We start from the raw sequence: 24,485 nt of genomic DNA on the forward strand, positions 1-24,485 counted from the left end.
AGCGACGGGCGGTGGGACGACCGCGGCCCCCGGCATCTGCCGGGGGCCGCGATCTCGCTCAGCTGTTGGGGCGCTTACCGTGGTTCGCGTTGCCCCTCTTCCGCGCCTTGCGCTTGCGTCCGCGCTTGGACATCTCGCTCCTCGCCGTCTGTGACTCTCCCGCTCGGGCGGGATGATGGACAGACCATCCTTGCACATCGGCGCCGCGAGCGGCACCGGGCGGTGCGCCGGTGGTGTCAGCCGCCCCGCAGGGTCGTGGAGCGCACCACCGTCAGCTGGGAGACGATCCGGGCGCGCAGGGCGGCCGGGGCCTGCTCCGCGCAGGAGCGCCGCAGCAGCGCCTTGACGTGCGCGGCGGCGTCGACCTCCCCGCGGCAGGTCTCGCAGGTGAGGACGTGGGTGCGCAGACGCTCGCGGTACTCCTCGCCGAGCTCGGCGTCGATGAACTCGTAGACCTTGTCCGCGAGCTCGTCGCACGAGCAGGGTCCGGCCTGCTCCTCGGACGCGACGGCGTCGACGATGCGGTCGGCCAGGGCGTCGTCGTCGTGGGTGCTCACTTCGTGACCTCCGTGCGGATACCGAGCTCGCGGGCGTGGTCGGCCAGGAGCTCGCGCAGCTGGCGGCGGCCGCGGTGCAGGCGCGACATCACCGTCCCGATCGGGGTGCCCATGATCTCGGCGATCTCCTTGTACGCGAATCCCTCGACGTCGGCGAGGTAGACGGCCAGCCGGAAGTCCTCCTGGAGCTCGGCGAGCGCGTCCTTGACCTCGGAGTCCGGCAGGGACTCCAGCGCCTCGGTCTCCGCCGAGCGCAGCCCGGTCGAGGTGTGCGACGCGGCGGCGTGCATCTGCCAGTCCTCCACCGTGTCGGCGTCGGTCTGCAGGGGCTCGCGCTGCTTCTTGCGATAGGTGTTGATGTAGGTGTTGGTGAGGATCCGGTACAGCCAGGCCTTGAGGTTGGTCCCCGGGCGGTACTGGTGGAACGCCGCGAAGGCCTTGGTGAAGGACTCCTGGACGAGGTCCTCGGCGTCGGTGGGGTTGCGGGTCATCCGCATCGCCGCGCCGTAGAGCTGGTCGATGTAGGGCATCGCCTCGCGCTCGAACCGGGCGGCCCGATCCGCGTCGCTCTCGCCGGCCGGGGCGCGGTCGAGGTCCTCCCCCACGTCGAGGACGTCGGGCGAGCTCACGGCGCCGGTGCCCGGCGCATCGTCGGTGGTCATCCCGGCCCAGCCTAGTCCGGGCGGCGCGACTGGCCGCGTGAGGGTCGCCATGCTCATGCCCTCCACAACCACGCACCCGGTGCCAGGTATTCCACCGGCGTGCCTCCGAGCGCCGGATGTGGCAAGAATAGTGACATGAGCCTCCACTCGATCATCGCCCGCCCACTGCTCGCCGCGCCCTTCCTGGCCGACGGCATCGGGGCCATCACCCGGCCCGAGCGCCACGCGGAGAAGGTGGAACGGGTCCGCCCCACGCTCTCCCGCCTGGGCGTCCCCGAGCAGGTCACCGCCGCACCGGAGCTGCTCACCCGCGCCCTGGGTGTGGTCACCACCGTGTCGGCCCTCGCGCTGGCCACCGGTCGGCGCCCCCGCACGGCCGCCCTCACCCTGGCGGTGGTCTCTGCCCCGGTGGCGATCGCGCGCAACCCGGTGTGGGCCGCCCGCGACGAGGCCGAGCGCAAGGAGATGACCGCCGGCCTGCTCACCTCCGCCGGTCTGGTCGGCGGCCTGTTCACCGCCGCCGCGGACCGCGACGGCGAGCCCTCCCTCAGGTGGCGGGTGAGCAACAACCTCGACCAGCGCCGCGAGCTCAAGGCCGCCAAGGCCGAGGTCAAGGAGAAGGTCAAGGACCGCTACACCGACTGACCCCGGCCGACGCCGACCGACCCGGCCCCGACGCCCGCGACCCGCACCCCGGGTCGCGGGCGTCCGTCGTACCGGGGCTCCGCCGGCCCGTCCGTCCCGACGGTCCGGGGCTCTACCGGGCCCGGCCACCGCGACGGGCCGCCGGCCGCGCTGCGGCGCAGGATCCCGCGCCCGACGAGGACGACGGGCCTACCCTGGGGGCGTGACCACCTCCGACATCTGGCCCGCGCCCCGTTCCGGCGGTCCCCTGGACGCCACCGCGGACGTCCCGGGTTCCAAGTCGCAGACGAACCGCCACCTGCTGCTGGCGGCGCTCGCCCAGGAGCCCACGCTCCTGCGCCGGCCGCTGCGCTCTCGCGACACCCTGCTCATGGCCGAGGCGCTGCGCTCCCTGGGCGCGCGCGTCGAGGACGAGGGCACCGACTGGCGCGTGACCCCGGGCCCCGTCACCGGCGGCACCTCGGTGGACTGCGGCCTGGCCGGCACCGTCATGCGCTTCGTCCCGCCGCTGGCCGCCCTCGCCCCCGGGGACACCCGCTTCGACGGCGACGCCCACGCCCGGCAGCGCCCGATGGCCCCCCTGGTGGCCGGGCTGCGCGGCCTCGGGGTGGGCGTCGACGCCGCCGGCGGCCCGGGCGCGGAGAGCCTGCCGATGACGGTGCACGGGACCGGACGGGTCACCGGCGGCGAGCTGGTCGTCGACGCCTCGGGCTCCTCCCAGTTCGTCTCGGCCCTGCTGCTGGTCGCCCCCCGCTTCGAGCGCGGCCTCGACCTGCGCCACGAGGGCCCACCGATGCCCTCCCTGCCGCACGTGGAGATGACGGTGGAGACGCTGCGCGGGCTCGGCGTCGCCGTCGAGGTCGACCACGTCGACGGCGTGCCGGCGCGCTGGCGGGTCGCCCCCGGCCCGATCGCCGGCGGCGAGATGCTCATCGAGCCCGACCTGTCCAACGCCGGCCCCTTCCTCGCCGCGGCGGCGGTCACGGGCGGCACCGTGCGGGTGCCGGGGTGGCCCACGAGCACCACCCAGGCCGGCGATGCCCTGCCGGGCCTGCTGGCGATGATGGGCGCCGAGGTGGACTGGCCGGCGGAGGACGTCCTGTCGGTCACCGGCCCCGCCGAGCTGCGCGGCATCGACGTCGACCTGCACGACGTCGGCGAGCTGACCCCGACGGTCGCCGCCGTCGCCGCCCTCGCGCTGAGCCCGACCCGGCTGCGCGGCATCGCCCACCTGCGCGGCCACGAGACCGACCGGCTGGCGGCCATCGTCACCGAGCTCGGCCGCCTCGGCGGGCGCGCGCACGAGACCGAGGACGGCCTGGTCATCGAGCCGGCCTTCCTGCACGGCGGGACCGTGGAGACCTACGGGGACCACCGGATGGCCACCTTCGCAGCGATCCTCGGCCTGCGGGTCGACGGCGTGGGGATCCGCGACGTCGGCACCACCGCCAAGACGATCCCCGACTTCGTCCCGCGCTGGAACGCGCTGCTGGGATGAGGGCCTCGGCGGGGCGGGGACGTCCGTGAGCAGGCGCGACCTCGGCACCGACGACGAGCGCGTGCGCGTGCGGCCCGGACGCGGGACCCGGCCGCGCACGAAGACCCGCCCCTCCTACGAGGACGCCGTGCGCGGCCGCGTGCTGGCCGTGGACCGCGGCCGCTACCGGGTGCAGGCCGAGGACGGCACCCCGGTCACCGCCGTCAAGGCACGCGAGCTCAACCGCACCCGCACGGCCGTCGTCGTCGGGGACGACGTGGCGCTGGTGGGCGACGTCAGCGGCCGGCCCGACACCCTGGCCCGGATGGTCTCCGTCGGCGAGCGCCGCACGGTCCTGCGGCGCAGCGCGGAGGACGGGGACACCGCGGGCGTGGAGCGGCCCATCGTGGCCAACGCCGACCAGCTCGCAGTGGTGGCCGCGCTCAGCGACCCGCCGCCGCGGCCGCGGATGATCGACCGGATCCTCGTCGCGGCCTACGAGGCCGAGATGGACCCCCTGCTCGTGCTCACCAAGTCCGACCTCACCGACCCGGGCGAGCTGCTCGGGCTGTACACGGGCCTGGCCGTGCCGGCGGTGGTCGTCGGCGGCATGGGCACGCCCGACGGGGACGCGGCCGGGGTCGAGGAGGTGCGCTCCCGCCTGACAGGCCGCACCACCGTGCTCGTGGGCCACTCGGGGGTCGGCAAGTCCACGCTCGTCAACGCGCTGGTGCCCGACGCCGATCGGGCCACAAGTCACGTCAACGTCGTCACCGGCCGCGGCCGGCACACCTCCAGCTCGGCCGTGGCCCTGCCCCTGCCCGCCGGCGGCTGGGTGATCGACACCCCGGGCGTGCGCTCGTTCGGCCTGGCGCACGTCTCGTCGGAGTCCCTGCTCGCCGCCTTCGCCGACCTGCACGAGGCTGCCGAGCAGTGCCCGCGGGGCTGCTCGCACGCCGCCGACGCGCCGGACTGCGCCCTCGACGCGTGGGCGCAGCAGGCGGGCCCCGGCGCGGAGGCGCGGCTGGACTCCTACCGGCGGTTGGATGCGGCGCTGCACGGCGGTCCGGGTACGGTCGGCCCATGAGCAACGGCCCCGCCCGGCGTACCGACGACGACCTGCGCCTCGCCCACGTCATCGCCGACCAGGTCGACGCCCTGACCATGTCCCGCTTCGGTGCCGTGGACCTCCAGGTGACCCAGAAGCCGGACCTGACCCCCGTCTCCGACGCCGACCGCGGCGCCGAGGAGCTCGTGCGCTCCCAGCTGGCCCGCACCCGCCCGCGCGACGCGATCATCGGCGAGGAGATGGGCGCCACCGGCCACTCGCAGCGGCAGTGGATCGTCGACCCGATCGACGGGACGAAGAACTTCGTGCGGGGCGTGCCGGTGTGGGCCACGCTCATCGGCCTGGTCGAGGACGGCGAGGTGGTCCTCGGGGTGGTCTCCGCGCCGGCGCTGCAGCGCCGCTGGTGGGCCGGCACCGGCACCGGGGCGTGGACGGGCCGCTCGCTGTCCTCGGCGCGCCAGATCCACGTCTCGGCGGTCACCGAGGTGCCCGACGCCTCACTGTCGTACTCCTCGCTGGGCGGCTGGGCCGAGCGGGGCCGGCTGCGGGCCTTCCTGTCGCTGGCCCAGGAGTGCTGGCGCACCCGCGCCTACGGCGACTTCTGGAGCTACATGCTGCTGGCCGAGGGGGCCGTGGACATCGCCGCCGAGCCGGAGCTCGCGCTGCACGACATGGCCGCCCTGGTGCCCATCGTCACCGAGGCGGGCGGTCGCTTCACCTCCCTCGACGGCGAGGTAGGCCCCTGGGGCGCCGACGCCGCGGCCACGAACGGCCGCCTGCACGACACCGTGCTGGAGTACCTCTCCGACCAGGAGGACTGAGGCCCCGCCCGGGGTGTGGGTGGCCGGGGTGTGGGTGGCCGCGGTGCGCTGTGGGCGCGTGCGCCTAGCGTGGGCCGCATGCGGATCCTGCACACCTCGGACTGGCACCTGGGCCGGACGCTGCACGGGGTCGACCTCACGGGGGCGCACGCCGCCTACCTCGACCATCTCGTCGAGCTCGTACGTGCCGAGCGGGTCGACGCCGTGCTCGTGGCCGGGGACGTCTACGACCGCGCCATCCCGCCGACCGCCTCGGTCACCCTGCTCGCCGACGCGCTGGCGCGCCTGACCGCGCACACGCGGGTGGTGCTCACCCCGGGCAACCACGACTCCGCCGTCCGCCTGGGCTTCTCGGCGGGACTGCTGACCGAGCGGCTGGCCATCCGCGCCGTCGTCGCCGAGGTCGGCCGTCCGACGGTGCTGCCCGACGCCGAGGGTGGGGCGGGCGCCTACGTCTACGCGCTGCCCTACCTGGACCCCGACATGGCCCGGGACGCGCTGGCCGAGCCGGTGGACGAAGACGGACCGGACGGCGGTGAGGGACCGGACGACGACGACGGTCCGGACGACGACGGGCCGGAGGGCGCGGACGCGCGGCGGCGGCCTCCCCGGAGCCACGAGGGGGTCGTCGGCGCGGCGATGCGCCGCGTCCACGCGGACCTCGGGCGACGACGGGCGCAGGACCCCGCCCGCGTGCCGGCGCTGGCGATGGCGCACGCCTTCGTCGCCGGGGGCGAGGCCAGCGAGTCCGAACGGGACATCCGCGTCGGTGGGGTCGACGTCGTGCCCTCCTCCCTGTTCGCCGCCGAGGAGGCGGCGGCGCGACTGGACTACGTCGCGCTCGGTCATCTCCACGGTGCCCAGCAGGTCCGCGGGGCGGTGCCGGCCCGCTACTCCGGCTCCCCGCTCGCCTTCTCCTTCTCCGAGGAGCGGCACGTGAAGTCCAGCGTGCTCATCGACGTCGGGCCGGACGGGGTGCGCACCGAGCTCGTCGAGGCGCCGGTGCACCGACGCCTGGCCACGCTCACGGGCACGATGGCAGAGCTGACCTCGGGCCGGTACGCCGACCACGCCGAGGACCACGTGCGGGTCACCGTCACTGACGCCACCCGGCCGCGGCACATGCGTGCCCGGCTGCTCGAGCACCTCCCCCACCTGCTGGTCCTCGCCCACGAGCCGGTCGGCGCGCGGCCGGTGGGCGGGCCGCTGCGGGTGACCGCCCGGGAGGACCCGGTCGAGGTCGCGGCGGCCTTCGTCGCCGACGCCGGCGGTGCCGAGGCCACGGCGGCCGAGCGAGACGTGCTGCGCGCGGCCGTCGAGACCGCCCGGGCCTCGGCGGGGGCCGCCTGATGCGGCTGCACCGGCTCACGCTGCAGGCCGTGGGGCCCTTCGCCGGACGCCACACGATCGACCTCGACGCGCTGGGCGCCTCGGGCCTGTTCCTGCTCGAGGGCCCCACCGGCGCGGGCAAGACGACGATCATCGACTCGATCGTCTTCGCCCTTTACGGGGACGTCGCCGACGCCGACGGCTCGCACCGCTCGCGCATGCACTCCCAGCACGCCGAGCCCGGCGTCGAGCCCGTGGTCGACCTCGTGCTGTCCACCTCGCGCGGGATCTACCGGGTGCGCCGGACCCCGGCCTTCGAGCGGCCCAAGCAGCGCGGCACGGGCACGACGACGGTCAACCCCACCGCCCGGCTGTGGCGGCTGGCCGCAGATGCGCTCGAGGGCCTGGCGCCCGACGACGAGCCGGTCGGCGAGCAGGTCTCCGCGCACGTCCAGGAGGTCGGCGTCGAGCTGTCGGCGATCGTGGGCCTCTCCCGCACCCAGCTCACCCAGACCGTGGTCCTGCCGCAGGGGAAGTTCGCCACCTTCCTGCGCGCGAAGGTCGAGGACCGGCAGGAGGTGCTGCGGGAGATCTTCGGGACCCACCTCTACGACGACGTGCAGAAGGTCCTCACCGAGCGGGCCCGGGAGGCCGAGCGGCGGCTGCGGGCGGACAAGGAGTCCGCCGGCCGGCGGGCGACCGTGCTCGTCGAGCACGCGGGGCTGGACGCCGAGCAGGGGCGCGACCTCGTCGAGGCGGCCGAGGCGATGGACCTGGCGACCACCGAGGAGATCCTCGACCCGGTGCTCGCCGCGCTGGGACAGAACCGCGCCCGTGCCGAGGCGGCGCACGAGGAGGCCCGCCGCACGGACCAGGCCGCCCAGGCGCGGCTGGACGCCGAGCGGAACCTCGCCCGGGCGCTCGAGCGACGCACCGCGCTGCTGGCCGAGCAGGAACGGCTGGCCGGCGAGGCAGAGGGCGTCGCGGCCGACCGGGCCGCGCTCGCGGCCGACACCCGTGCCCGGCCGGTCGTCGTCGCCCTCGACGCGGCCGACCGGCGCGCCGCCGAGCTGGCGGCCGCGCGCACGCGGCTGCTCGACCTGCTCGAGCAGGGCGACGTCGAGGACCGGGAGGCCGACGGCGCCGCGGGGCGCGCCGGCGAGAACGACGGCGCGGCGCCGGAACCGGCCGGGGTCAAGGCCGCGGACGCGCCCGACGGCGATGCGCTGGACGCTGGAGCGCTCGGCACGGACACGCTGGCCGGGGACGCACTGGACCCGGACGACCTGGACGAGGAGGCGCTCGGCACCCACGCGGAGCGCCTGGACGCCGCACGCTCCGCGGCCCAGTCCGAGCTCGGCCGGCTCGCCGACGTCGTGGCGGACGAGAACGCCCTGCCCGCGCAGCGCCGGCAGGTCGAGGTCAGCGCCGCCGAGCTGAACGACCTCGCCGCCTCGATCGCCCGCCGTGAGGACCAGCTCGCCGAGCTGCCCGCCCGCCGCGCCGCGCTGGTCGAGCAGCGCACGCGGTCCCAGACCGGCGCCGGCGAGCTGACCGGCGCACGGGCCCGGGTCACCGCCGCCACCACCACGCTGGCCGCGGCGCGGCAGGCCCGGACCCGGCAGGAGGAGCTCGAGCGGGCCGAGCAGGCGCTGACCGGGGCACGGACGGCCGCCGAAGGGGCGGGCGCCGCCGAGGTCGCCCTGCGCGAGCGCTGGCGCAGCGAGGTCGCCGGGCACCTGGCCGCGCGTCTGACCGAGGGCGGGGCGTGCCCGGTGTGCGGCTCGACCGAGCACCCCGCCCCCGCGCCGACCACCGGCGACCCCGTGGCCGACGAGGATCTCGAGGCCGCCGAGGCCGCCCGGGTCGCCGCCGACCGGGCCCTGACGGAGGCCGCCGGCGCACGCACCCGGGCCGAGGAACAGCTCACCGCCGCGCGGGCGGCCGCCGAGGACCTGACCGTCGAGGACGCCCAGGCCGCGCTGACGGCGGCCCGGGCCGCCGTCGATGAGGCCGAGGAGCAGGTGCGCGAGCTCACCCGGCTCGAGGCCGCGCTCACCGCGCACGACGAGACGGCCGCCGAGCTCGAACGCGCCCGCGCGGCCGAGGAGGCACGGCGGGCCGGGCTGAGCGCCACCGTGCGCACCGGACGGGAACGGCTGGCCGAGGTCGAGCGTCGGGTCGAGGAGGCCCGGGCCGGCCACGCCACGGTGGCCGCCCGCGCCGCCGCACTCACCGCGCGCGCACGGAGAGCCCAGCTGCGCGCCGAGGCGGTGCGCGACCTGCTCGACCGCGCCCGCACCGCCCGCACCGAGTCGCTCGCCGCCGACGCGGCGCTGTCCGGCTCCGACCTGCCGGACGCCGAGGCCGCACGTGCCGCCCGGCTCGAGGATCGGGCGCGCGCGGCGGCCGAGGACCGCGTCCAGCGGCACGTCTCCGGCGTCGAGAAGGTCCGCTCCGGCCTCGCCGAGCCCGAGCTCGCCGCCCTGACAGGCACCGAGCAGGCCGATCCCGCCGGGGCCGAGCGCTCCCGCCTCGAGGCGGCCGCCGCCCTCGAGGCCGCGGCCCAGGCGCACGGCCAGGCCCGTCGCACCCTGGAGGCCGCCACCGACGCCGCCGACGCGCTGCGCACAGAGCTGCGGGCCGGCGCCGAGCGCACCGAGGCGGACGCCCCCCTGGTGCGGGTCGCCGAGCTGGCCGCCGGGCGCGGCTCGCGCACGAACGTCACGCTGTCGACCTTCGTCCTCGTGCGTCGGTTCGAGGAGGTGCTCGCGGCTGCCAACGAGCGCCTGTCCGCGATGTCCGCCGGCCGGTACGCGCTCGAGCGGACCGACGCCAAGGAGGCCGGCCAGCGCACCCGCGCGGTCGGGCTGGGGCTGCGGGTGCTCGACACGCACACCGACGCGCCCCGCGACCCGCGCACCCTGTCCGGCGGCGAGACGTTCTACGTCTCCCTCGCCCTGGCCCTGGGCCTGGCGGACGTGGTCACCGCCGAGTCCGGTGGCATCGAGCTGGGCACGCTGTTCGTCGACGAGGGCTTCGGCACCCTCGACCCCGAGACGCTGGACGCGGTGATGAACGAGCTGGGCGCCCTGCGCGACTCCGGCCGCACGGTGGGCCTCATCAGCCACGTCGGCGAGCTCAAGCAGCGCATCGGGGACCAGGTGCGCGTGCGTCACCGGGGCGACGGCCGCGGGTCGACCCTGACCGTGCACGCCGGCGAGGTGGCCGTACCGTGAACGCATGTACGTCCCCACCACCAACGCCGTCCACTCCGCCGCGGAGATCCGCGCGTTCGTGGCCGCCGTCGGGGTCGCCCAGCTGGTCACGGTCGGCGAGGACGGCACACCCGAGGCCACGCTGCTGCCGGTGGAGTGGCGAGGGGACCGGCTCGTCACCCATGCCGCCCGGCGCAACCGGCAGTGGTCCCGGCTCGCCGCCGGGCAGCAGCCGGTGCGCGCGCTGGCGGTGGTGACCGGGCCCGACGCCTACGTCTCCCCCACCTGGTACGCCGGTCGCACGGAGCACCGGCGCACCGTGCCGACCTGGGACTACTCGGCGGTGCAGCTGAGCGGCACCCTGACCACCTTCGAGGACCGCGACCGGCTCGCCGAGCACGTCTGGCGGCTCTCCGCGACGTACGAGGACGGGCGGCCGGGCGGCTGGCACCCCGGGGAGACACCCCACGGCTATCTCGAGGGCATGCTCCACGGGATCATCGGCGTCGAGCTGGAGATCGAACGGGTCGAGGCCCGCGCCAAGCTCTCGCAGAACCGGCCCGCCGCGGACCGGGCCGGCGTGGTCCGGGGCCTGCGCGACGTCGGGGGCACGCGGGAGGCCGACGTCGCGGATCAGATCGCGGCCGGCACGTGGCTGCCGGGCCGGGGCGACCCGGCGGCGGGCTGGTCGGGCCCCGACGCCGGTCCGCTGCCGGGGGCCTGAGGCGTCGGCCCCCTGACCCGGGCCTGAGGCGCCAGCCCTCAGCCCAGGCGGCGGGCGAGGTCGGCGCGCTCGCCGGCGTCGTACCAGAGCAGGTCACGCTCGGCGACGCGCTCGAAGGCCTCGTCGTCGGTCGTCGCCGCGGCGACCTCGCGCGCGGCCGACTCCTCGTCGACGTGGATCGCGGCCACGTCCTCCCAGGCCACGGGCCCGGCCAGTCGGACGAGGCTGGGCAGGTCGCCGTCCTGGGGCGTGACCGCCGAGTCGTCGACGTCCGCGGCGAGCACGACGCGCAGCGTGCGCCCGCCGGCGCCGGCGAGCTCGGCGTGCCGGCGCACGGAGTCGTCGGCCGCGGCGAGCAGGGCGATGACCTCCAGGCCCTCCTCGTCCTCGTCGGGGACGGCGCGGGCCAGGTCGTCGGTCACCGCGTGCGCCAGGGTGGCGTCCGGTCGGGTGGCGAGCTCGGCGGGGGTGGCGGGGAGGTAGATGCGCACGGGTCGATCATCCACTCCTCGACGCGCCGGCGCGCGCGGCGCGCCGCCACCAGCGGGAACGAGGAGCGTCGACGGCAGACAGGTCGAAGACGTGGCGGGCGAGCTCGGCGACGGCGCGGCGGGCGGGCCCACCGGGGGCGGACTCGCACCAGGTCTGTCCCGCGAGCAGGGCGGCGTCGGCGCCCGCCGGGTCGTCGGGCACGAGATGGGCGTCCTGGTCGCCGGCGTAGCGCCACAGCGCCTCGCGCACGGCGAGCGCCGGGTCGGGCCCGACGGCGGCGCGGCGCACCCGGTTGACCACGACGGTGCGGCGCGCCTCGGGGGCGAGCTCGCGCTCGCGCAGCTCGGTCAGGGCCAGGACGAGGCGGCGCATGCCCACCGGGTCCGCCGCACCGACGACGACGACCTCGTCGGCGGCCGCGAGCGCGGAGAGGGTCGCCTGGTGGCGGGCGGGCGAGAAGTCGCCGCCGTCGTGCTCGTCGGCCCCCGCGGCGACGTCGACGACGACGACCCGGGCGACCTCCCGCAGCACGTCCCAGACCACCTCGAGGGCCGCGCCCTCGAGCTCGCGCCAGCGGTCGGGGCGGGTGAGCCCGGTGAGCACGTCGAGGTGGTCCGCGGCGCGCACGAGCGCGGTGCGCACGGCGGCGGCGTCGAGGCGGCCGTGGGTGGCCGTCCTGGTCACGGCGGCGATCGAGGAGATGTCGTCGGTCAGCCCGAGGACCTGGGCGAGCGCGGGCGCCTCGGTGTCCGCGTCGACGAGCACGGTGGGCTGCCCGGCGCCGGCCGCCTCGGCGGCGAGGTTGAGGGCGAGCGTCGTGCGGCCCGGGGCGCCCCTCGTTCCCCACACGACGACGAGCCGACCCGGGGTACCGGCCTCGACGGGGAAGCTGGGCTGCCCGGGCACGGTCGCCTCCTCGGGGGTGCGGCCGACCGGCGGCGGGCCGGAGGTGACGACCGGGGCCGCCGGGGCGGCCGTGGCGGGGGCCGGGGCTCCGGCGGTGAGCCACCAGGGCACCTCCGAGATGACGTCCTCGGCGCCGGCCTCGGACGGTGTGCCGGCGTCGGGCAGGGCACCCGGGGTGGAGCGGTGCAGGTCGCGGCGGCGCAGCTGCTCGGGCGCCCCGGCCGACCCGGCACGTCCCGGGTCCGGCCGGTCCGAGCCGTCCGGCTGCCGGTGCCCCGTCCCGGACCCGCCCTCGTTCTCGAGCCCCCCCTCGTCGTCGGCCCCGGCGCCGTCAGCCCCGGACCCGTCTCCCCCGTCCTCGCTCGGTTCCCCGCCGAGGAGGTCGCGGACCGCGGCGTCGATCTCGGCCTCGCTGGCGGCCGCGCCCGGCGGCGGGACGCGGGGTCCGACCCGCTCCCCGCGAGCCAGGGCGATCGCCATCGCGGCGACCGTCTCGGGTGGGTCGGACTCGGTGGCCGTGCCGTGGGCCCCGAGCTGCGCGAGCCGGGCCAGGTCGGCGGTGGGGCCGACCACGAGCACCCGGGCCCCGGCGGCCACCAGCCGGCCCACCGAGGCCCGGTCGACGCCGAGGACCTGGCTGCTGAGGACGGCCACCGAGCCGATGCCGGCGCCGACGGCGCCCAGGAGCTCGGCCAGGTCCGCGCAGCGCCGCACGACCCGCGCCCCGGACCCGGGGGCGTCGACGGCGCGGACGACCTCGGCCTCGCCCTCGGTCAGGGCGAGGAGGATCCCGTGGGTCACTGCTGACTCACCGGGACCGAGTGGTGCGGGACCACGGTGAGCTCCTCGCCGGCCGCCACGGCGGCGAGCACCCCCTCGACGAGGTCGGCGGGCACGAGCAGCTCGACGGTGGCCGAGCCGGACACCGCGAGCACCCCCTCGTCCTGCCCCACGCCGGCCACGAGGACCTCCGGGGCGAGCACGACCGGGGCGTCCGCCGACTCCTGCGTCCGATCACCGGGCAGCGCGGGCGCGGCCTGCCACAGGTCGACGGTCGAGCCGGCCCCGAGCCCGGAGGGCAGCGAGGAGCCGACCGGCACGACGACGGGCCGCAGGTCCTGCTCGGTGGCGGTGCCGGTGGCGGCCACCGGCACCAGCTCGCCGGCGCCGACCAGCCGCGTGGCCACCAGGTCCGCGGGGATCTCCCCGTCCGCGAGCAGGTAGTGGTCGCCCGCGGCGCCGACGTTGACCTCGACGCGCTCCAGCCCGGCGTCCGCGAGCCGCTCACCCGGGGTGACGACGTCGGCGGCGGCCCACACCTGCGTGGTGCCGGCCGCCTCGTCCACCGCCCACGCGCCCACGCCGACCGACACCGCGACCAGCAGGACGCCGACCCCCAGGCGCGGGTCGCGCCAGCCTGGCCGCCGCATCCTGCGCACCGTTCCCGTCGTCTCCGTCATCCGAGCTCCCCCTCGCCCCGTGCCTCGTCCCATGATCGCGGTCTCGTGCCGACCGCGTGGCGCTCGTCCACACCCCCGGGCGTCGGGCACCGTCCGCCCACGCCAGTCCACAGGGTCCGCGCACGAGCGGGCCCGGGCGGCGATACTGGATGCGTGCCGCGCTTCCTCACCATCGCCGACGTCGCCGAGCAGCTCAACCTCTCGGTCTCCCAGGTGCGCGCCCTGCTGCGCTCCAAGGAGCTCATCGGGGTGCAGATCGGCGGCAAGGGCCTGTGGCGGATCGAGGACACGCAGCTCGAGGCGTACATCGCGCGGCTGTACGAGCAGGCCGCCACCAGGCCCGCCATGGAGGACGCCGAGAGCGAGCGCTGAGCCGCCCGCGCCCCACCCGGCCCCGGGCGCCTCATGCGGTGCGCACCACGTGCACCGCCGCGAGCGCCACGGCCAGCACCTGCCTGCCCGGGTCGACCTGCAGGTCGAGGTGGTCGGCGCCGACCTGGACGATGCGCCCCGTGCGCCCGCCGGCCACGTCCTCGAGCCGCACGAGGGTCCCCCCGCGGGCAAGCCTCCGTAGCGCCGCCGGGAAGGAGAACCGCTCGGCGACCGGTCCGGCCGCCCCCGCGGTGCGCGCCAGGCCGCGCACGATCACAACGGCGGGGGCCGGGACGAGCGCCCGCCGATCCCCCTCGGCGAGCAGCAACCAGTGCGGGTTCGCCTCGAGGAGCCGGCCGCGGACCTCCTCGCCCGAGCGCAGGGTGAGCCCGACCTCCGCCCCCACCCGTGCGCGCCACCGGTCGGCGAGCGTGCGGGTCGCGGCCTCGGCGTCGACGAGCTCGGCGGCCTCGACGAGCTGCTCCGCCCGTCGCTCCGCCTCGAGCTCGCCGCTGAGGTCGGCGAGCAGCAGGTCCTCCCACGCCACCCGGACAACCTAGGACGTCGACGCGGGCCCGGGGGCCGTTCGGGCGACCGGATCTCACCGCCTCGCACGCGACACGCCGACACTCTTGCGCCGCTCGTCACACCCATGGCACTCTGACGCCCTCATCAGAGATGAACCAGCACGAACAAGCATCATCGGGCGGTGACCACGATCATGGGGGAGATCATGCGACGGACGGACCAACGCGCGACGCCATCGGGCAGCGCCCACCACCACCGAACAGCGGGCCGGGCGGCGGTCCTGCTGCTCGCCGGCACGATCGGGGCGTGGCTCGCACCGGCCCTGGCCGTGCCGGCATGGCGCACCGGCCGGGAGGTCGCCGCCCACGGCCCCCTCACCACGGGCGACCTGCCGGACCTGGTGGCCGCGCCGCTGCTGGGCCTCGGCGCGGCCGTGGCCGCCTGGTACGCGCTCACCGCGCTGATCGGGCTCGGCCTGCTCGTGGGCGGCATGACGGGCCCGGGCGGCGCCCTGCGCGCGCGGGTGGCTCGGGTCGTCCTCGTGCTCGGCGCTCCCGCCCTGCGTCGGGTCGCGGCCGCGGGCTCCGTGGCCACGCTGTCGGCCGGGCTCGTCCTCGCGCCGGCCTCGGCGACCGTCGGCGCCCCCGGCCACGTGCCCGCACCGATCGCCACGCTCCCGGGTGAGCTGCCCGTCGTCCCTGGCCTCGGGCCGGTGCTGGACGCCTCGGCCGAGGACGCCGCACCGGCGCTCCCACCGGTGCCCGCCGTCCCCGACGTCGACGGCCCGGCCGCCGGCACGCAGGAACCAGCGCCGGGGCCGGACCCGGAGGCTGCACCGGCGCCTGAGCCGCCCGCGCCCACCGACGAGGGCGCCGATGGCGGGGCCACCCCGGCCTCCCGCGTCGTCACCGAGGGCGGGTCGCTGTGGCAGGTGGCGGCCGAGGACCTCGGGCCGGACGCAACGCCCGCCGAGATCGCCGCGGCCTGGCCCCGGTGGTACGAGGCGAACGCCGCGGTCATCGGCCCCGAGCCAGACCTTGTCCTCGTGGGCACCGAGCTCGTCCACCCGGACCTCGCCGACCAGGCACCGCACGCACCGCACCCGACCGCCGGCGGGACCACGCCGAGCCCCACCGAGGAGAACCGATGAGCGCCCAGGCCCTGCACACCCCGTCGCCCGCCCGTCCGACCACGCGGGCCCGGCTCGCGGCGGTGCCCGAGCACCCCGTGGCCGCCCGGCAGGTCCACGCCCGCCGCATCCCGGCCGTGGGCGCCGGGGCGCCGGTGACCTCCCACGGCCAGCCCTGGGACCGCGTGCGCTTCACCGGCGTGGCCCGGCCCGGGGCCGAGGACCTCGAGGACGAGCCCGTGGGCGCACCGGAGAGCGAGTGGCCCGCGGCCGACCGGCTGGCGGGGGCCGTGGCGCGGCACGCCGTCGAGGCCCTGCTGGGCGCCCGTTCACCGGCCCAGCTGGCCCGCTGGCTCGCACCGGCGCTCTACGAGGCGCTGTCGCGGCGCGTGGGCCTCGCGGGCCGCCTCCAGGGCCGGCCCCCGCGGGTCTCACACGTGGCCGTCCGGGCGACCAGCGGCAGCTCGCCGGCGCCCCACGCCCGCGAGGTCAGCGTGGTGCTGCACCACGACGGCCGCTCACGGGCCGCCGCGGTGCGGCTGGAGACCTTCCGGGGGCGGTGGCGCGCCGTCGCCCTCGAGATCGGCTGACCGCCCGCCGGCCGGGTCACATCGAGCGCAGCATCTGCCCGAGGTCGGGGACGGCGGCGAACTCGTCGGCCACCTCGCGCGGGGCCGTGGCGCGGACCGCCTCAGCGAGCTCACCACCGGCGCGGGCGATCCGGCTCGGCAGCGAACCGCCGGCGTCCGTCCCCTCCCCCGCCCAGTCGTCGGTCGCCGCGAACACGCCCGTGGCGACGTCGCGTCCGCGCAGGTAGGACACGAGGGGGCGCAGGGCGAAGTCGATGGCCAGCGAGTGCCGGGCGGTCCCGCCGGTGGCGCCGAGCAGCACCGGGGTGCCGTCGATCGCGCCCGCGTCGAGCACGTCGAGGAACATCTTCAGCAGGCCCGAGTAGGAGGCGGAGTACACGGGCGTGGTCAGCACGAGCCCGTCGGCGCCGGCCACGGCGTCCATCGCCTCCTCGACCGCCTGCGAGCGCACGCCGGTGAGCATGGTGTTGAGGACGTCGTGGGCGAGGCCGCGCAGGTCGATCGTCGTCAGGCTCGCAGGCACGCCCTGCTCGCCGAGCGCGGTCACGGTCGCCCGGCCGAGCCGGTCGGCGAGCATGCCGGTCGAGGACGGGTCGGAGGTGCCGGCCGACACGGACACGATCCGACGCTCGGGCCCATTCCCCGCCTCAGGACCGCCACCGGACCACACCTCGTGCTCCTGGCCGTACAGGTCGCCCTCGACGCTCATCGCAGCACCTCGCCGTCCTCGGCACGACGGCCGGTGACGTCGTCGCCGGTGGCACCCACGTGGGCCGGGCCGGCGCTGCCGTCGGTGCTCGCCGCGGCGACGCGGTCGGCGTGGCTCGGCGGGTCCGCGGGGACGTGCGAGGGGCGGATCGACTCGGCCTCGCGGCGCAGGACCGGGACGACCTCGGTGGCGAGGATATCGATCTGCTCGAGGACCGTCTTCAGCGGCAGGCCGGCGTGGTCCATGAGGAAGAGCTGACGCTGGTAGTGGCCCACGTCCTCCCACATCTTCCCGTAGCGGTCGATGACCTCCTGCGGGGAGCCGACCGTCAGCGGGGTCTCGCGGGTGAACTCCTCCATCGTCGGGCCGTTGCCGTAGACGGGGGCGTCGTCGAAGTAGGGCCGGAACTCGCGCACGGCGTCCTGGCTGTTGGCCCGCATGAACACCTGGCCGCCGAGCCCGACGATCGCCTGGTCGGCACTGCCGTGGCCGTAGTGCTCGTAGCGCTCGCGGTAGAACTGCACCATCCGCTTGGTGTGCCGCATCGGCCAGAAGATGTTGTTGTGCAGGAAGCCGTCGCCGTAGTACGCCGCCTGCTCGGCGATCTCGGGGCTGCGGATGGAGCCGTGCCACACGAACGGGGGCACGCCGTCCAGCGGGCGCGGGGTGGCGGTGAAGCCCTGCAGCGGGGTGCGGAACTTCCCCGCCCAGTCCACGACGTCCTCGGTCCACAGCCGCCGGAGCAGGGCGTAGTTCTCGATGGCGAGGTTGATGCCCTCGCGGATGTCCTTGCCGAACCAGGGGTAGACGGGGCCGGTGTTGCCGCGGCCCATCATCAGGTCCATGCGGCCCCCGGAGATCACCTGGAGCATGGCGTAGTCCTCGGCGATCTTCACCGGGTCGTTGGTGGTGATGAGGGTGGTCGCGGTCGACAGGGTGATCTGCGAGGTGCTCGCCGCGAGGTAGCCGAGCATCGTCGTCGGCGAAGAGGCCACGAACGGCGGGTTGTGGTGCTCACCGGTGGCGAAGACGTCCAGCCCGGCGGCGTCGGCGTGCTCGGCGATGGTGAGCATCGCCCGCACCCGCTCGGTGTCGGAGGGGGTGTGGCCCGTCGTCGGGTCGGTGGTGATGTCACTCACGCTGAAGATTCCGAACTGCATGTCGACCGTCCTCCGGGTTTCGATGCTTTTGCATGGACACCGCCGTCAACGATGCGGACCGTCGGTTCATTCCATGCCCCGGGTCCCCGCCGCGAGGGCTCGGTCACACCCCGGGAGGGACGAGGGGCGGGAACGACGACGGACGGGACCGACGTCGTCGGTCCCGTCCGTGATGCCGCGCTCGGGTAGCGCGTCGAGCCCGCACGGGGCGCCGCGGGAGCGCCCCGGTGGGCGGCGCCGCACGCGGGTGAGGCGCCCGGCCCGGGCAGGGCGTCGAGCCCGCAAGGGCCGCCGCCGCTGCCCCGGTCAGCCCTTCTTGCGGGCCTTCTTCGCCTGCGCGCGACGCTGGGCCCGGTTGAGGCCGTCGTCGCCGCCCTGGCCCTCGCCTGCGGGCTGCCGTGCGCCGCGGGCCGGGCGCCGGGTCGGCGCATCGTCGTCCGCCCCGGAGGTCGACGCGCTCGTCCCGGAGTAGGTCAGGCCGCTGGGCCGCCGCGGCGCGTCGAGGCCGAGCAGCTCGTCGTCGGTCAGCGTGCGCCCGTCGTCGCCGGTCGCCGGGGCCGCGTCCGCACCGTCCCCCGCCTCGTCCTGCCCGCCGAGGGAACCGGCGTCGGCCGCGGTGAGGTCGGGCGTGCCGCTCCCCTCCGCCGCGCCCTGCGCGGACTCCTGGTCGGCCTCCCGCGCGGCGGGCGCACCCGCGGCGCCGGCGCTCCTGGCACCCGGCATCGCCGGTGCGGCGCCGCCCAGTGCGGAGGCGGCAAAGGCCGAGCCTGCGGCGGCGGCCTTCTTCGTGGCCTCCGAGCCGCTGCCGGCCCGGGCACCCGCGGCAGCGCCGGCCGCGGTCGCGCGACCGGCCACGGAGGTCGCGGTCTGCGCGGCGGAGGCGGCGTCGACCGCGGTCTCGGGCGGCTTGATCTCCAGGTTGAACACGTAGCGCACCGTGTCCTCGCGGATCGCCTCGTTCATCGCCTGGAAGAAGGTGAAGCCCTCGCGCTGGTACTCCACCAGCGGGTCGCGCTGGCCGGCGGCCCGCAGCGAGATGCCCTGGCGCAGGTAGTCCATCTCGTAGAGGTTCTCCCGCCAGTGGCGGTCGAGGACGGAGAGCACCACGCGGCGCTCGAGGCGGCGCATGAGGTCCTCGCCGACCTCCTCCTCACGCGCGTCGTACGCCACGTCGATGTCCGAGCGCAGCTCACGGCGCAGGAGGTCCGCGCTCACCGAGGTGCGGTGCCCGGCCTGCTCGACCAGGTCGTCCTCGGTGATGTCGACCGGGTAGAAGGCGCCCAGCTCGCCGAGGATCGCGTCGAGGTCCCACTCCTCGGGGGTGCCCTCGGCGGTGTGCTGGTCGACGACGGCGTCGACGACGTCGCCGGCGAACCCGCGCACCTGGTCCTCGATGTCCTCCCCGTGCAGGACCCGGCGGCGCTGCTCGTAGATGACGGTGCGCTGCTTGTTCATCACGTCGTCGTACTTGAGGACGTTCTTGCGCTGCTCGAAGTTGCGCGCCTCGATGGCCTCCTGGGCGCGACGGATGCCCGAGGAGACCCACTTGTGCTCGAGGGCCATGTCGTCGGGGTAGGCGTCGTTGTCCATCAGGCGCGCCGTCGGGCCGGAGCCGAACAGCCGCATGAGGTCGTCCTCGAGCGAGAGGTAGAAGCGGGACTCGCCGGGGTCTCCCTGACGTCCCGCACGACCGCGCAGCTGGTTGTCGATGCGGCGCGACTCGTGCCGCTCGGTGCCCAGCACGTACAGCCCGCCGGCCGCCAGGACCTCCTCGTGCTCGTCCTTGACCTGCTCCTGGGCCTCCTCGAGGGTGCCGGCCCAGGCCGCCTCGTACTCCTCGGCGTGCTCCGCCGGGTCCAGGCCGCGGTCACGCAGGACGCCCTGCGCGATGTGCTCGGGGTTGCCGCCGAGCATGATGTCGGTGCCTCGACCGGCCATGTTCGTCGCCACCGTGACCGCGCCCTTGCGGCCGGCCTCGGAGACGATCGCCGCCTCTCGCTCGTGCTGCTTGGCGTTGAGCACGTCGTGCTCGACGCCGGCCTCGGAGAGCAGCGCGGACAGGCGCTCGGACTTCTCCACCGAGGTCGTGCCCAGCAGGACCGGCTGGCCGGCCTCGTGGCGCTCCTTGACGTCGGCGACGATCGCCTTGTACTTCTGCTCGATGTTCTTGTAGACGAGGTCGCCCTGGTCGATGCGGACCATCGGCTTGTTCGGCGGGATGGGGACGACGCCGATCTTGTAGGTCGAGGAGAACTCGGCCGCCTCGGTCTCGGCGGTACCGGTCATGCCCGAGAGCGTGTCGTAGAGGCGGAAGTAGTTCTGCAGCGTGATCGTGGCCAGCGTCTGGTTCTCGGCCTTGATGCGCACGCCCTCCTTGGCCTCGATGGCCTGGTGCATGCCCTCGTTGTAGCGCCGACCGCGCAGGCGACGGCCGGTGTGCTCGTCGACGATCGTCACCTCGCCGTTCTCGACGATGTAGTCCTTGTCGCGCTGGTAGAGCTCCTTGGCGCGCAGGGAGTTGTTGAGGAAGGAGATGAGCGGCGTGTTGAGCGACTCGTAGAGGTTGTCGATGCCGAGCAGGTCCTCGACCTTCTCGATGCCGGGCTCGAGGATGCCGATCGTGCGCTTCTTCTCGTCGACGTCGTAGTCGACGTCCCGCTCGAGCTTCGGCGCGATCTTCGAGAACGCCGAGTACCAGGGGTTGACGTCACCCTCGGCGGGCCCGGAGATGATGAGCGGGGTGCGGGCCTCGTCGATGAGGATCGAGTCCACCTCGTCGACGATGACGAAGTTGTGGCCGCGCTGGACGAGGTCGTCCGTGCTCAGCGCCATGTTGTCGCGCAGGTAGTCGAAACCGAACTCGTTGTTCGTGCCGTAGGTGATGTCGGCGGCGTACTCCTCGCGCCGCTGGGCGGGCGTCTGGCCCGAGACGATGCAGCCGGTGGTCAGGCCGAGGAAGCGGTGCACGCGGCCCATGAGCTCGGACTGGTAGGAGGCGAGGTAGTCGTTGACCGTGACGACGTGGACGCCCTTGCCCTCGAGCGCGTTGAGGTAGCTGGGCAGGGTGGCGACCAGGGTCTTGCCCTCACCGGTCTTCATCTCGGCGATGTTGCCCTGGTGCAGGGCGGCACCACCCATGATCTGCACGCGGTAGTGCCGCTGGCCGAGCACCCGGCGGGCCGCCTCGCGGACCACGGCGAAGGCCTCGGGCAGGATGCCGTCGAGCGTCTCGCCGTCCTCGAGCCGCTCCCGGAACTCCTGCGTCTGCTCGCTCAGCTCCTCGTCCGACATGTCGAGGAAGGACTCCTCGAGCGCGTCGACCTGGTCGGCGATCGAGTTCAGTCGCTTGACGACGCGGCCCTCGCCCATCCGCAGGATCTTGTCGAGGAAGGTGGCCACAGCGGCTCTCCGTGGGGTCGTCCGTCGCCCCGTGGGGCGGGCGCGCCGAGATGCCGCGCCACCCGCCATCGTAGGTGTCACCGGCAAGGGCCGGGGCACGGTCGACCGCACGGACCTCACCGACGGGCCGACGAGGGGTGCGCGCCGGCTCCTCAGGGGCGCGCGGCCAGGGCCGCGCGCAGGTCCGGGGCGAGATCCCCCACGGCACCGGCGGCGTCGACCCGGTCGGCCCCGCACCACCGCGCGACCTCGGCCAGCTCCTCGGCCAGCTCGCGGGCGACGTCCCCGCGCGCGGGCCACGCCCCGGGCCCCCGCGCGGGCAGGTCGGGCACCTGGGCGGGGTCCTCGGCGTGCGCCTCGCGCACGAGGAGCGCGCCGGCGCGGCGGTCGGCCTTGAGGTCCACGCGAGCCACCAGGTGCTCGCCAAGGAGGAAGGGCAGCACGTAATACCCGTGGGTGCGCTTCTCGGCGGGGGTGTAGATGCCGATCCGGTAGTGCATGCCCCACAGCTCGAGGAGCCGGTCGCGGTCGAAGACGAGGGGGTCGAAGGGGGCCAGCAGCGCCCGGGCCCGCACCGGGCGGGGCTCGGGGGCGCCGGCGGGCCGGACCATCGGCGCGCGCAGACCGCGGACCCGCACCTCCTCGAGCGCGCCGTCGGCCACGAGGTCGGCGACCGCCTGGGCGGTCTCGCGCACAGCGAGGCGGTGGTAGTCGGCCAGCGCGCGCACCGTCGCGATCCCGTGCGCGCGGGCGGCGACCAGCGTCAGTTCGCGCACCGCCTCCGGCCAGGACGGTCCGGGCTCGAGCGCCTCGGCGGGCAGGACCCGACCGGGCAGGTCGAGGACCTGCTCGAAGGAGGGGTTGCGGCCGGCCACGGCCAGGTGCCCCGTGCGCCACAGCCGCGAGAGCGCCACCTTGAGCGGCGACCAGTTCCAGCCCCAGTCCGTCTTGGCCGCCCGCTCGTGGGCCAGGTGGTCGTGCAGCTCGGCGGCCGTCGTCGCGCCCCGGTCGGTCACAGCCGCCAGGACCGCGGCCATCACGGACTCCTCGCCGTACCCGCGGTCGGCCATGCGCGCCTCGGTCGCGGCCCGGCGGCCGGCCTGCAGCGCGTAGGTGCGCGGCGGGACGAGGGAGGCCTCGTGGCACCAGGTCTCCACCAGGAGGCGGGGGTGCCGCCCGGCGACCCGGTCGAGGATCGCCGTGTCGTACGGGCCCACCCGCGCCAGGACCGGCAACTGGTGGGCCCGGGCGAGAACGTTGACCGAGTCGATCTGCAGCAGGGCGGTGTCCGCCACGGCACGGGCCACGTGGCGGCGGGCGGGGGTGGCGGGACGTCGGCGGGTCAGCCCCTGCGCGGCCACGGCCACGCGGCGGACCTGGCGCAGGGAGAGCTCGGTGGGCGGCACGCGGTCATGCTGCCACCGGGCACCGACGCCCGCGGCTCCCGGCCGCGGGCGTCGGGGTGCCGGCCGGGTCGGCCGGGCGTCGGGCTCAGCAGGTTGAGTCCAGGCGCAGCACGCCGTAGGACCAGCCCTTGCGGCGGTAGACGACGCACGGCTGGCGGGTCTCGGAGTCGACGAAGAGGTAGAAGGGGTGGCCGACCATCTCCATCTCGTACAGCGCCTGGTCGACCGTCATGGGTTCGGCCTTGTGGAGCTTGTCGCGCACCACGACGGGTGAGTCGCCCAGCTGGGTCTCGACCGCCTCGCCCGGGCTGGTCGAGGGAGCGGGGTGGTCGGCGATGGGGGCGTCGCCCTCGAGGCCGTCGGGCACGACGTCGTCGGTGGAGGTCTCCAGGGGCTGGGCCGGGAGCGCGCGCGAGGCGTGCCGCTGGCGGTCCTTGCGTCGGTCGTGGTGGCGCCGCAGCCGCTCGAGGAGCTTGCCGGAGGCCAGGTCCAGGGCCGCGTACCGGTCGGCCGCGCTCGCCTCCGCGCGGATGACCGGTCCCTTGTCCCGGAGGGTGATCTCGATGCGCTCGGCCTGGTCGGCCAGCCTGGGGTTCTTCTCCAGGGTGAGCTCGACGTCGACGCGCTGCGTGCGCGGGGCGAGCTGCGTGACCTTGGCGAGCTTGTCCTCCACGTGGGAACGGAAGCGGTCGGCGACGTCCGTGCCGCGACCCTTGACGACGATCTCCATGGTGACCTCCATCGGTCGGTGCGTGGGCGGGTGTTCACCCGCCGGCCGGTCGAGCTCGGGCGCCGTCGGCGCCCGTCAGCGTGCTGACCACCTCCTCCCGCAGCGGGGACGACACAGCCACCCGGTCCGACGCTCGGGTCCCGGGTGGCTCCATGGAGCAACGCTACCCGGCCCGTCGCGTCCCGGACACCTCGCGGTCACCTGGTGGTCCCCGACGGGACGACGCCGTCTCACCTGCCGGGCGTCCGCGCGCCGGCGACGACGAGGCCGGCCAGGACGGTGGCTCCGGCGTCCTCGAGGGCGCGGACGCAGGCGACGAGCGTGGCCCCCGTGGTGACGACGTCGTCGACGAGTACGACGTCGGTGCCGGACGGCACCGGTGCGCGGACCAGCGGCAGCGCGCTGCGGTTGGCCATGCGCCCCCGGGCCGAGGAGCCGCGCTGACGCCGGGGTCCGCCGGCGCGGCGCAGCAGGTCCACCGAGGCCACCTCGGTCGGCCCGGCCACCTCGGACGTCCCTGCCACCTCGGCCGGCGCCCCGTCCGGCCAGGCCGCGCCGGCGGCATCGGCGAGGCCCGCGGCGACGGCGTCGGCGAGCTCGGCCGCCACCAGCAGGCCGTGGCGCCAGCGTGTGCGGCCCGAGGGCGCCGGGACGACGAACAACCGGCGTCCGCGACGCTCACCGAGCAGCGGCCACAGGCGCGCCCCTGCCGCGCAGGCGGCCTCGCGGAGCACCGGACGCAGGTGGCCGCACCGGCCGGTCTTCCAGTCGATGACGATCCGGCGCAGCGGCCCCCGATACGCACCCAGGGACCAGGTGCGCAGCACCGGGCGGTCCACCCCGGCCAGCAGCGGGGCGCCGTCGGTGCACTCGGTCAGCTCCTGGCCCAGCAACGCCCGGCAGCCCGGGCACAGCGTGGTCCCCCACTCCCCGCAGCCGGCGCACTCCGCGGGGACGACGAGCTCGAGCGCGGCCCGCAGGTCGTCGGCCGGCCGCCACGGCCTGGAGATGGCTCCCACCCCGTGAGGGTGCGCCGCCCGGCCCCGCCGGAGCGGGCCGGTGCCGTGGCGCTGTGGGCGGGGCTCGGCGACGGCCGCCTGTG

23 protein-coding genes are annotated in these 24,485 nt (G+C 76.0%); 10 read left to right on the forward strand and 13 right to left on the reverse strand.

Going from position 1 to position 24,485, the window contains the following annotated elements; translation table 11 throughout:
* Positions 1–58: 58 nt before the first annotated feature.
* From AC3D3D_RS04915 to AC3D3D_RS04925, 3 genes are all read right to left on the reverse strand, one after another.
* A complete protein-coding gene (locus AC3D3D_RS04915; RefSeq protein WP_463661355.1) occupies positions 59–133 on the reverse strand; it encodes a 50S ribosomal protein bL37 in 75 nt (24 codons plus the stop codon).
* A 103-nt stretch (positions 134–236) separates the two neighbouring features.
* Positions 237–557, reverse strand: a complete 321-nt coding sequence (rsrA, locus tag AC3D3D_RS04920) for a mycothiol system anti-sigma-R factor (protein ID WP_463661272.1) — start codon at positions 555–557, stop codon at positions 237–239.
* On the reverse strand, positions 554–1,219 hold the full coding sequence (locus tag AC3D3D_RS04925; protein ID WP_463661271.1) for a sigma-70 family RNA polymerase sigma factor: 666 nt from the start codon (positions 1,217–1,219) through the stop codon (positions 554–556). The genes rsrA and AC3D3D_RS04925 overlap by 4 nt, the downstream gene beginning before the upstream one ends.
* A gap of 135 nt (positions 1,220–1,354) precedes the next feature.
* On the opposite strand from AC3D3D_RS04925, the gene AC3D3D_RS04930 reads away from it, so the two are divergent.
* The 7 genes from AC3D3D_RS04930 (at position 1,355) to AC3D3D_RS04960 (ending at position 10,502) form a co-directional block, all read left to right on the forward strand.
* Entirely contained in the window at positions 1,355–1,864 is a 510-nt protein-coding gene (locus AC3D3D_RS04930; protein ID WP_463661270.1) for a DoxX family protein, read from the forward strand.
* 202 nt (positions 1,865–2,066) lie between these two features.
* Positions 2,067–3,362: a 3-phosphoshikimate 1-carboxyvinyltransferase gene (gene aroA / locus AC3D3D_RS04935; RefSeq protein WP_463661269.1), complete on the forward strand. Its 1,296-nt coding sequence runs from the start codon at positions 2,067–2,069 to the stop codon at positions 3,360–3,362.
* A 25-nt stretch (positions 3,363–3,387) separates the two neighbouring features.
* Complete coding sequence (rsgA, locus tag AC3D3D_RS04940; protein ID WP_463661268.1) at positions 3,388–4,428, forward strand: ribosome small subunit-dependent GTPase A; 1,041 nt, start codon at positions 3,388–3,390, stop codon at positions 4,426–4,428.
* On the forward strand, positions 4,425–5,231 hold the full coding sequence (gene hisN, locus AC3D3D_RS04945; protein ID WP_463661267.1) for a histidinol-phosphatase: 807 nt from the start codon (positions 4,425–4,427) through the stop codon (positions 5,229–5,231). Before rsgA ends, hisN begins: the two co-directional genes overlap by 4 nt.
* Positions 5,232–5,309: 78 nt before the next feature.
* A complete protein-coding gene (locus tag AC3D3D_RS04950; RefSeq protein WP_463661266.1) occupies positions 5,310–6,581 on the forward strand; it encodes a metallophosphoesterase family protein in 1,272 nt (423 codons plus the stop codon).
* Positions 6,581–9,799, forward strand: a complete 3,219-nt coding sequence (locus AC3D3D_RS04955) for an AAA family ATPase (protein ID WP_463661265.1) — start codon at positions 6,581–6,583, stop codon at positions 9,797–9,799. Before AC3D3D_RS04950 ends, AC3D3D_RS04955 begins: the two co-directional genes overlap by 1 nt.
* Before the next feature lie 4 nt (positions 9,800–9,803).
* The gene (locus AC3D3D_RS04960) at positions 9,804–10,502 is read left to right on the forward strand and encodes an FMN-binding negative transcriptional regulator (protein WP_463661264.1); all 699 of its coding nucleotides are present in this window, start codon (positions 9,804–9,806) and stop codon (positions 10,500–10,502) included.
* Between the two features lie 38 nt (positions 10,503–10,540).
* Here the strand turns inward: AC3D3D_RS04960 and AC3D3D_RS04965 are convergent, their stop codons facing one another.
* The 3 genes from AC3D3D_RS04965 to AC3D3D_RS04975 are packed head-to-tail and all read right to left on the reverse strand — an operon-like array spanning position 10,541 to position 13,360.
* On the reverse strand, positions 10,541–10,993 hold the full coding sequence (locus AC3D3D_RS04965) for a DUF6912 family protein (RefSeq protein ID WP_463661263.1): 453 nt from the start codon (positions 10,991–10,993) through the stop codon (positions 10,541–10,543).
* A 7-nt stretch (positions 10,994–11,000) separates the two neighbouring features.
* The gene (locus AC3D3D_RS04970; protein ID WP_463661262.1) at positions 11,001–12,701 is read right to left on the reverse strand and encodes a CpaE/TadZ family protein; all 1,701 of its coding nucleotides are present in this window, start codon (positions 12,699–12,701) and stop codon (positions 11,001–11,003) included.
* The gene (locus AC3D3D_RS04975) at positions 12,698–13,360 is read right to left on the reverse strand and encodes a hypothetical protein (protein ID WP_463661261.1); all 663 of its coding nucleotides are present in this window, start codon (positions 13,358–13,360) and stop codon (positions 12,698–12,700) included. The genes AC3D3D_RS04970 and AC3D3D_RS04975 overlap by 4 nt, the downstream gene beginning before the upstream one ends.
* Before the next feature lie 153 nt (positions 13,361–13,513).
* Here AC3D3D_RS04975 and AC3D3D_RS04980 point away from each other — a divergent pair, with 153 nt between their 5' ends.
* Positions 13,514–13,732: a helix-turn-helix domain-containing protein gene (locus tag AC3D3D_RS04980; protein WP_463661260.1), complete on the forward strand. Its 219-nt coding sequence runs from the start codon at positions 13,514–13,516 to the stop codon at positions 13,730–13,732.
* 31 nt (positions 13,733–13,763) lie between these two features.
* On the opposite strand, the gene AC3D3D_RS04985 is transcribed toward AC3D3D_RS04980, so the two are convergent.
* Positions 13,764–14,279, reverse strand: coding sequence for a hypothetical protein (locus tag AC3D3D_RS04985; RefSeq protein WP_463661259.1), 516 nt, complete (start codon positions 14,277–14,279; stop codon positions 13,764–13,766).
* A 162-nt stretch (positions 14,280–14,441) separates the two neighbouring features.
* On the opposite strand from AC3D3D_RS04985, the gene AC3D3D_RS04990 reads away from it, so the two are divergent.
* Both AC3D3D_RS04990 and AC3D3D_RS04995 read left to right on the forward strand, forming a co-directional pair.
* Positions 14,442–15,410, forward strand: a complete 969-nt coding sequence (locus AC3D3D_RS04990; RefSeq protein WP_463661258.1) for a LysM peptidoglycan-binding domain-containing protein — start codon at positions 14,442–14,444, stop codon at positions 15,408–15,410.
* The gene (locus AC3D3D_RS04995) at positions 15,407–15,979 is read left to right on the forward strand and encodes an Rv3235 family protein (protein WP_463661257.1); all 573 of its coding nucleotides are present in this window, start codon (positions 15,407–15,409) and stop codon (positions 15,977–15,979) included. The genes AC3D3D_RS04990 and AC3D3D_RS04995 overlap by 4 nt, the downstream gene beginning before the upstream one ends.
* 16 nt (positions 15,980–15,995) lie before the next feature.
* On the opposite strand, the gene AC3D3D_RS05000 is transcribed toward AC3D3D_RS04995, so the two are convergent.
* From AC3D3D_RS05000 to AC3D3D_RS05025, 6 genes are all read right to left on the reverse strand, one after another.
* Positions 15,996–16,688 (reverse strand): CE1759 family FMN reductase, encoded by a 693-nt coding sequence (locus AC3D3D_RS05000; protein WP_463661256.1) that lies wholly within the window; start codon positions 16,686–16,688, stop codon positions 15,996–15,998.
* A complete protein-coding gene (locus AC3D3D_RS05005) occupies positions 16,685–17,848 on the reverse strand; it encodes an LLM class flavin-dependent oxidoreductase (protein WP_463661255.1) in 1,164 nt (387 codons plus the stop codon). The genes AC3D3D_RS05000 and AC3D3D_RS05005 overlap by 4 nt, the downstream gene beginning before the upstream one ends.
* Positions 17,849–18,154: 306 nt before the next feature.
* On the reverse strand, positions 18,155–21,247 hold the full coding sequence (gene secA, locus AC3D3D_RS05010; RefSeq protein WP_463661254.1) for a preprotein translocase subunit SecA: 3,093 nt from the start codon (positions 21,245–21,247) through the stop codon (positions 18,155–18,157).
* A 152-nt stretch (positions 21,248–21,399) separates the two neighbouring features.
* Positions 21,400–22,653, reverse strand: coding sequence for a winged helix-turn-helix domain-containing protein (locus AC3D3D_RS05015; protein WP_463661253.1), 1,254 nt, complete (start codon positions 22,651–22,653; stop codon positions 21,400–21,402).
* 85 nt (positions 22,654–22,738) lie between these two features.
* The gene (gene hpf / locus AC3D3D_RS05020; protein WP_463661252.1) at positions 22,739–23,383 is read right to left on the reverse strand and encodes a ribosome hibernation-promoting factor, HPF/YfiA family; all 645 of its coding nucleotides are present in this window, start codon (positions 23,381–23,383) and stop codon (positions 22,739–22,741) included.
* Positions 23,384–23,613: 230 nt separating this feature from the next.
* A complete protein-coding gene (locus AC3D3D_RS05025) occupies positions 23,614–24,402 on the reverse strand; it encodes a phosphoribosyltransferase family protein (RefSeq protein ID WP_463661251.1) in 789 nt (262 codons plus the stop codon).
* Positions 24,403–24,485: the final 83 nt, after the last annotated feature.

It is taken from the genome of Georgenia sp. X1117, assembly GCF_057784635.1.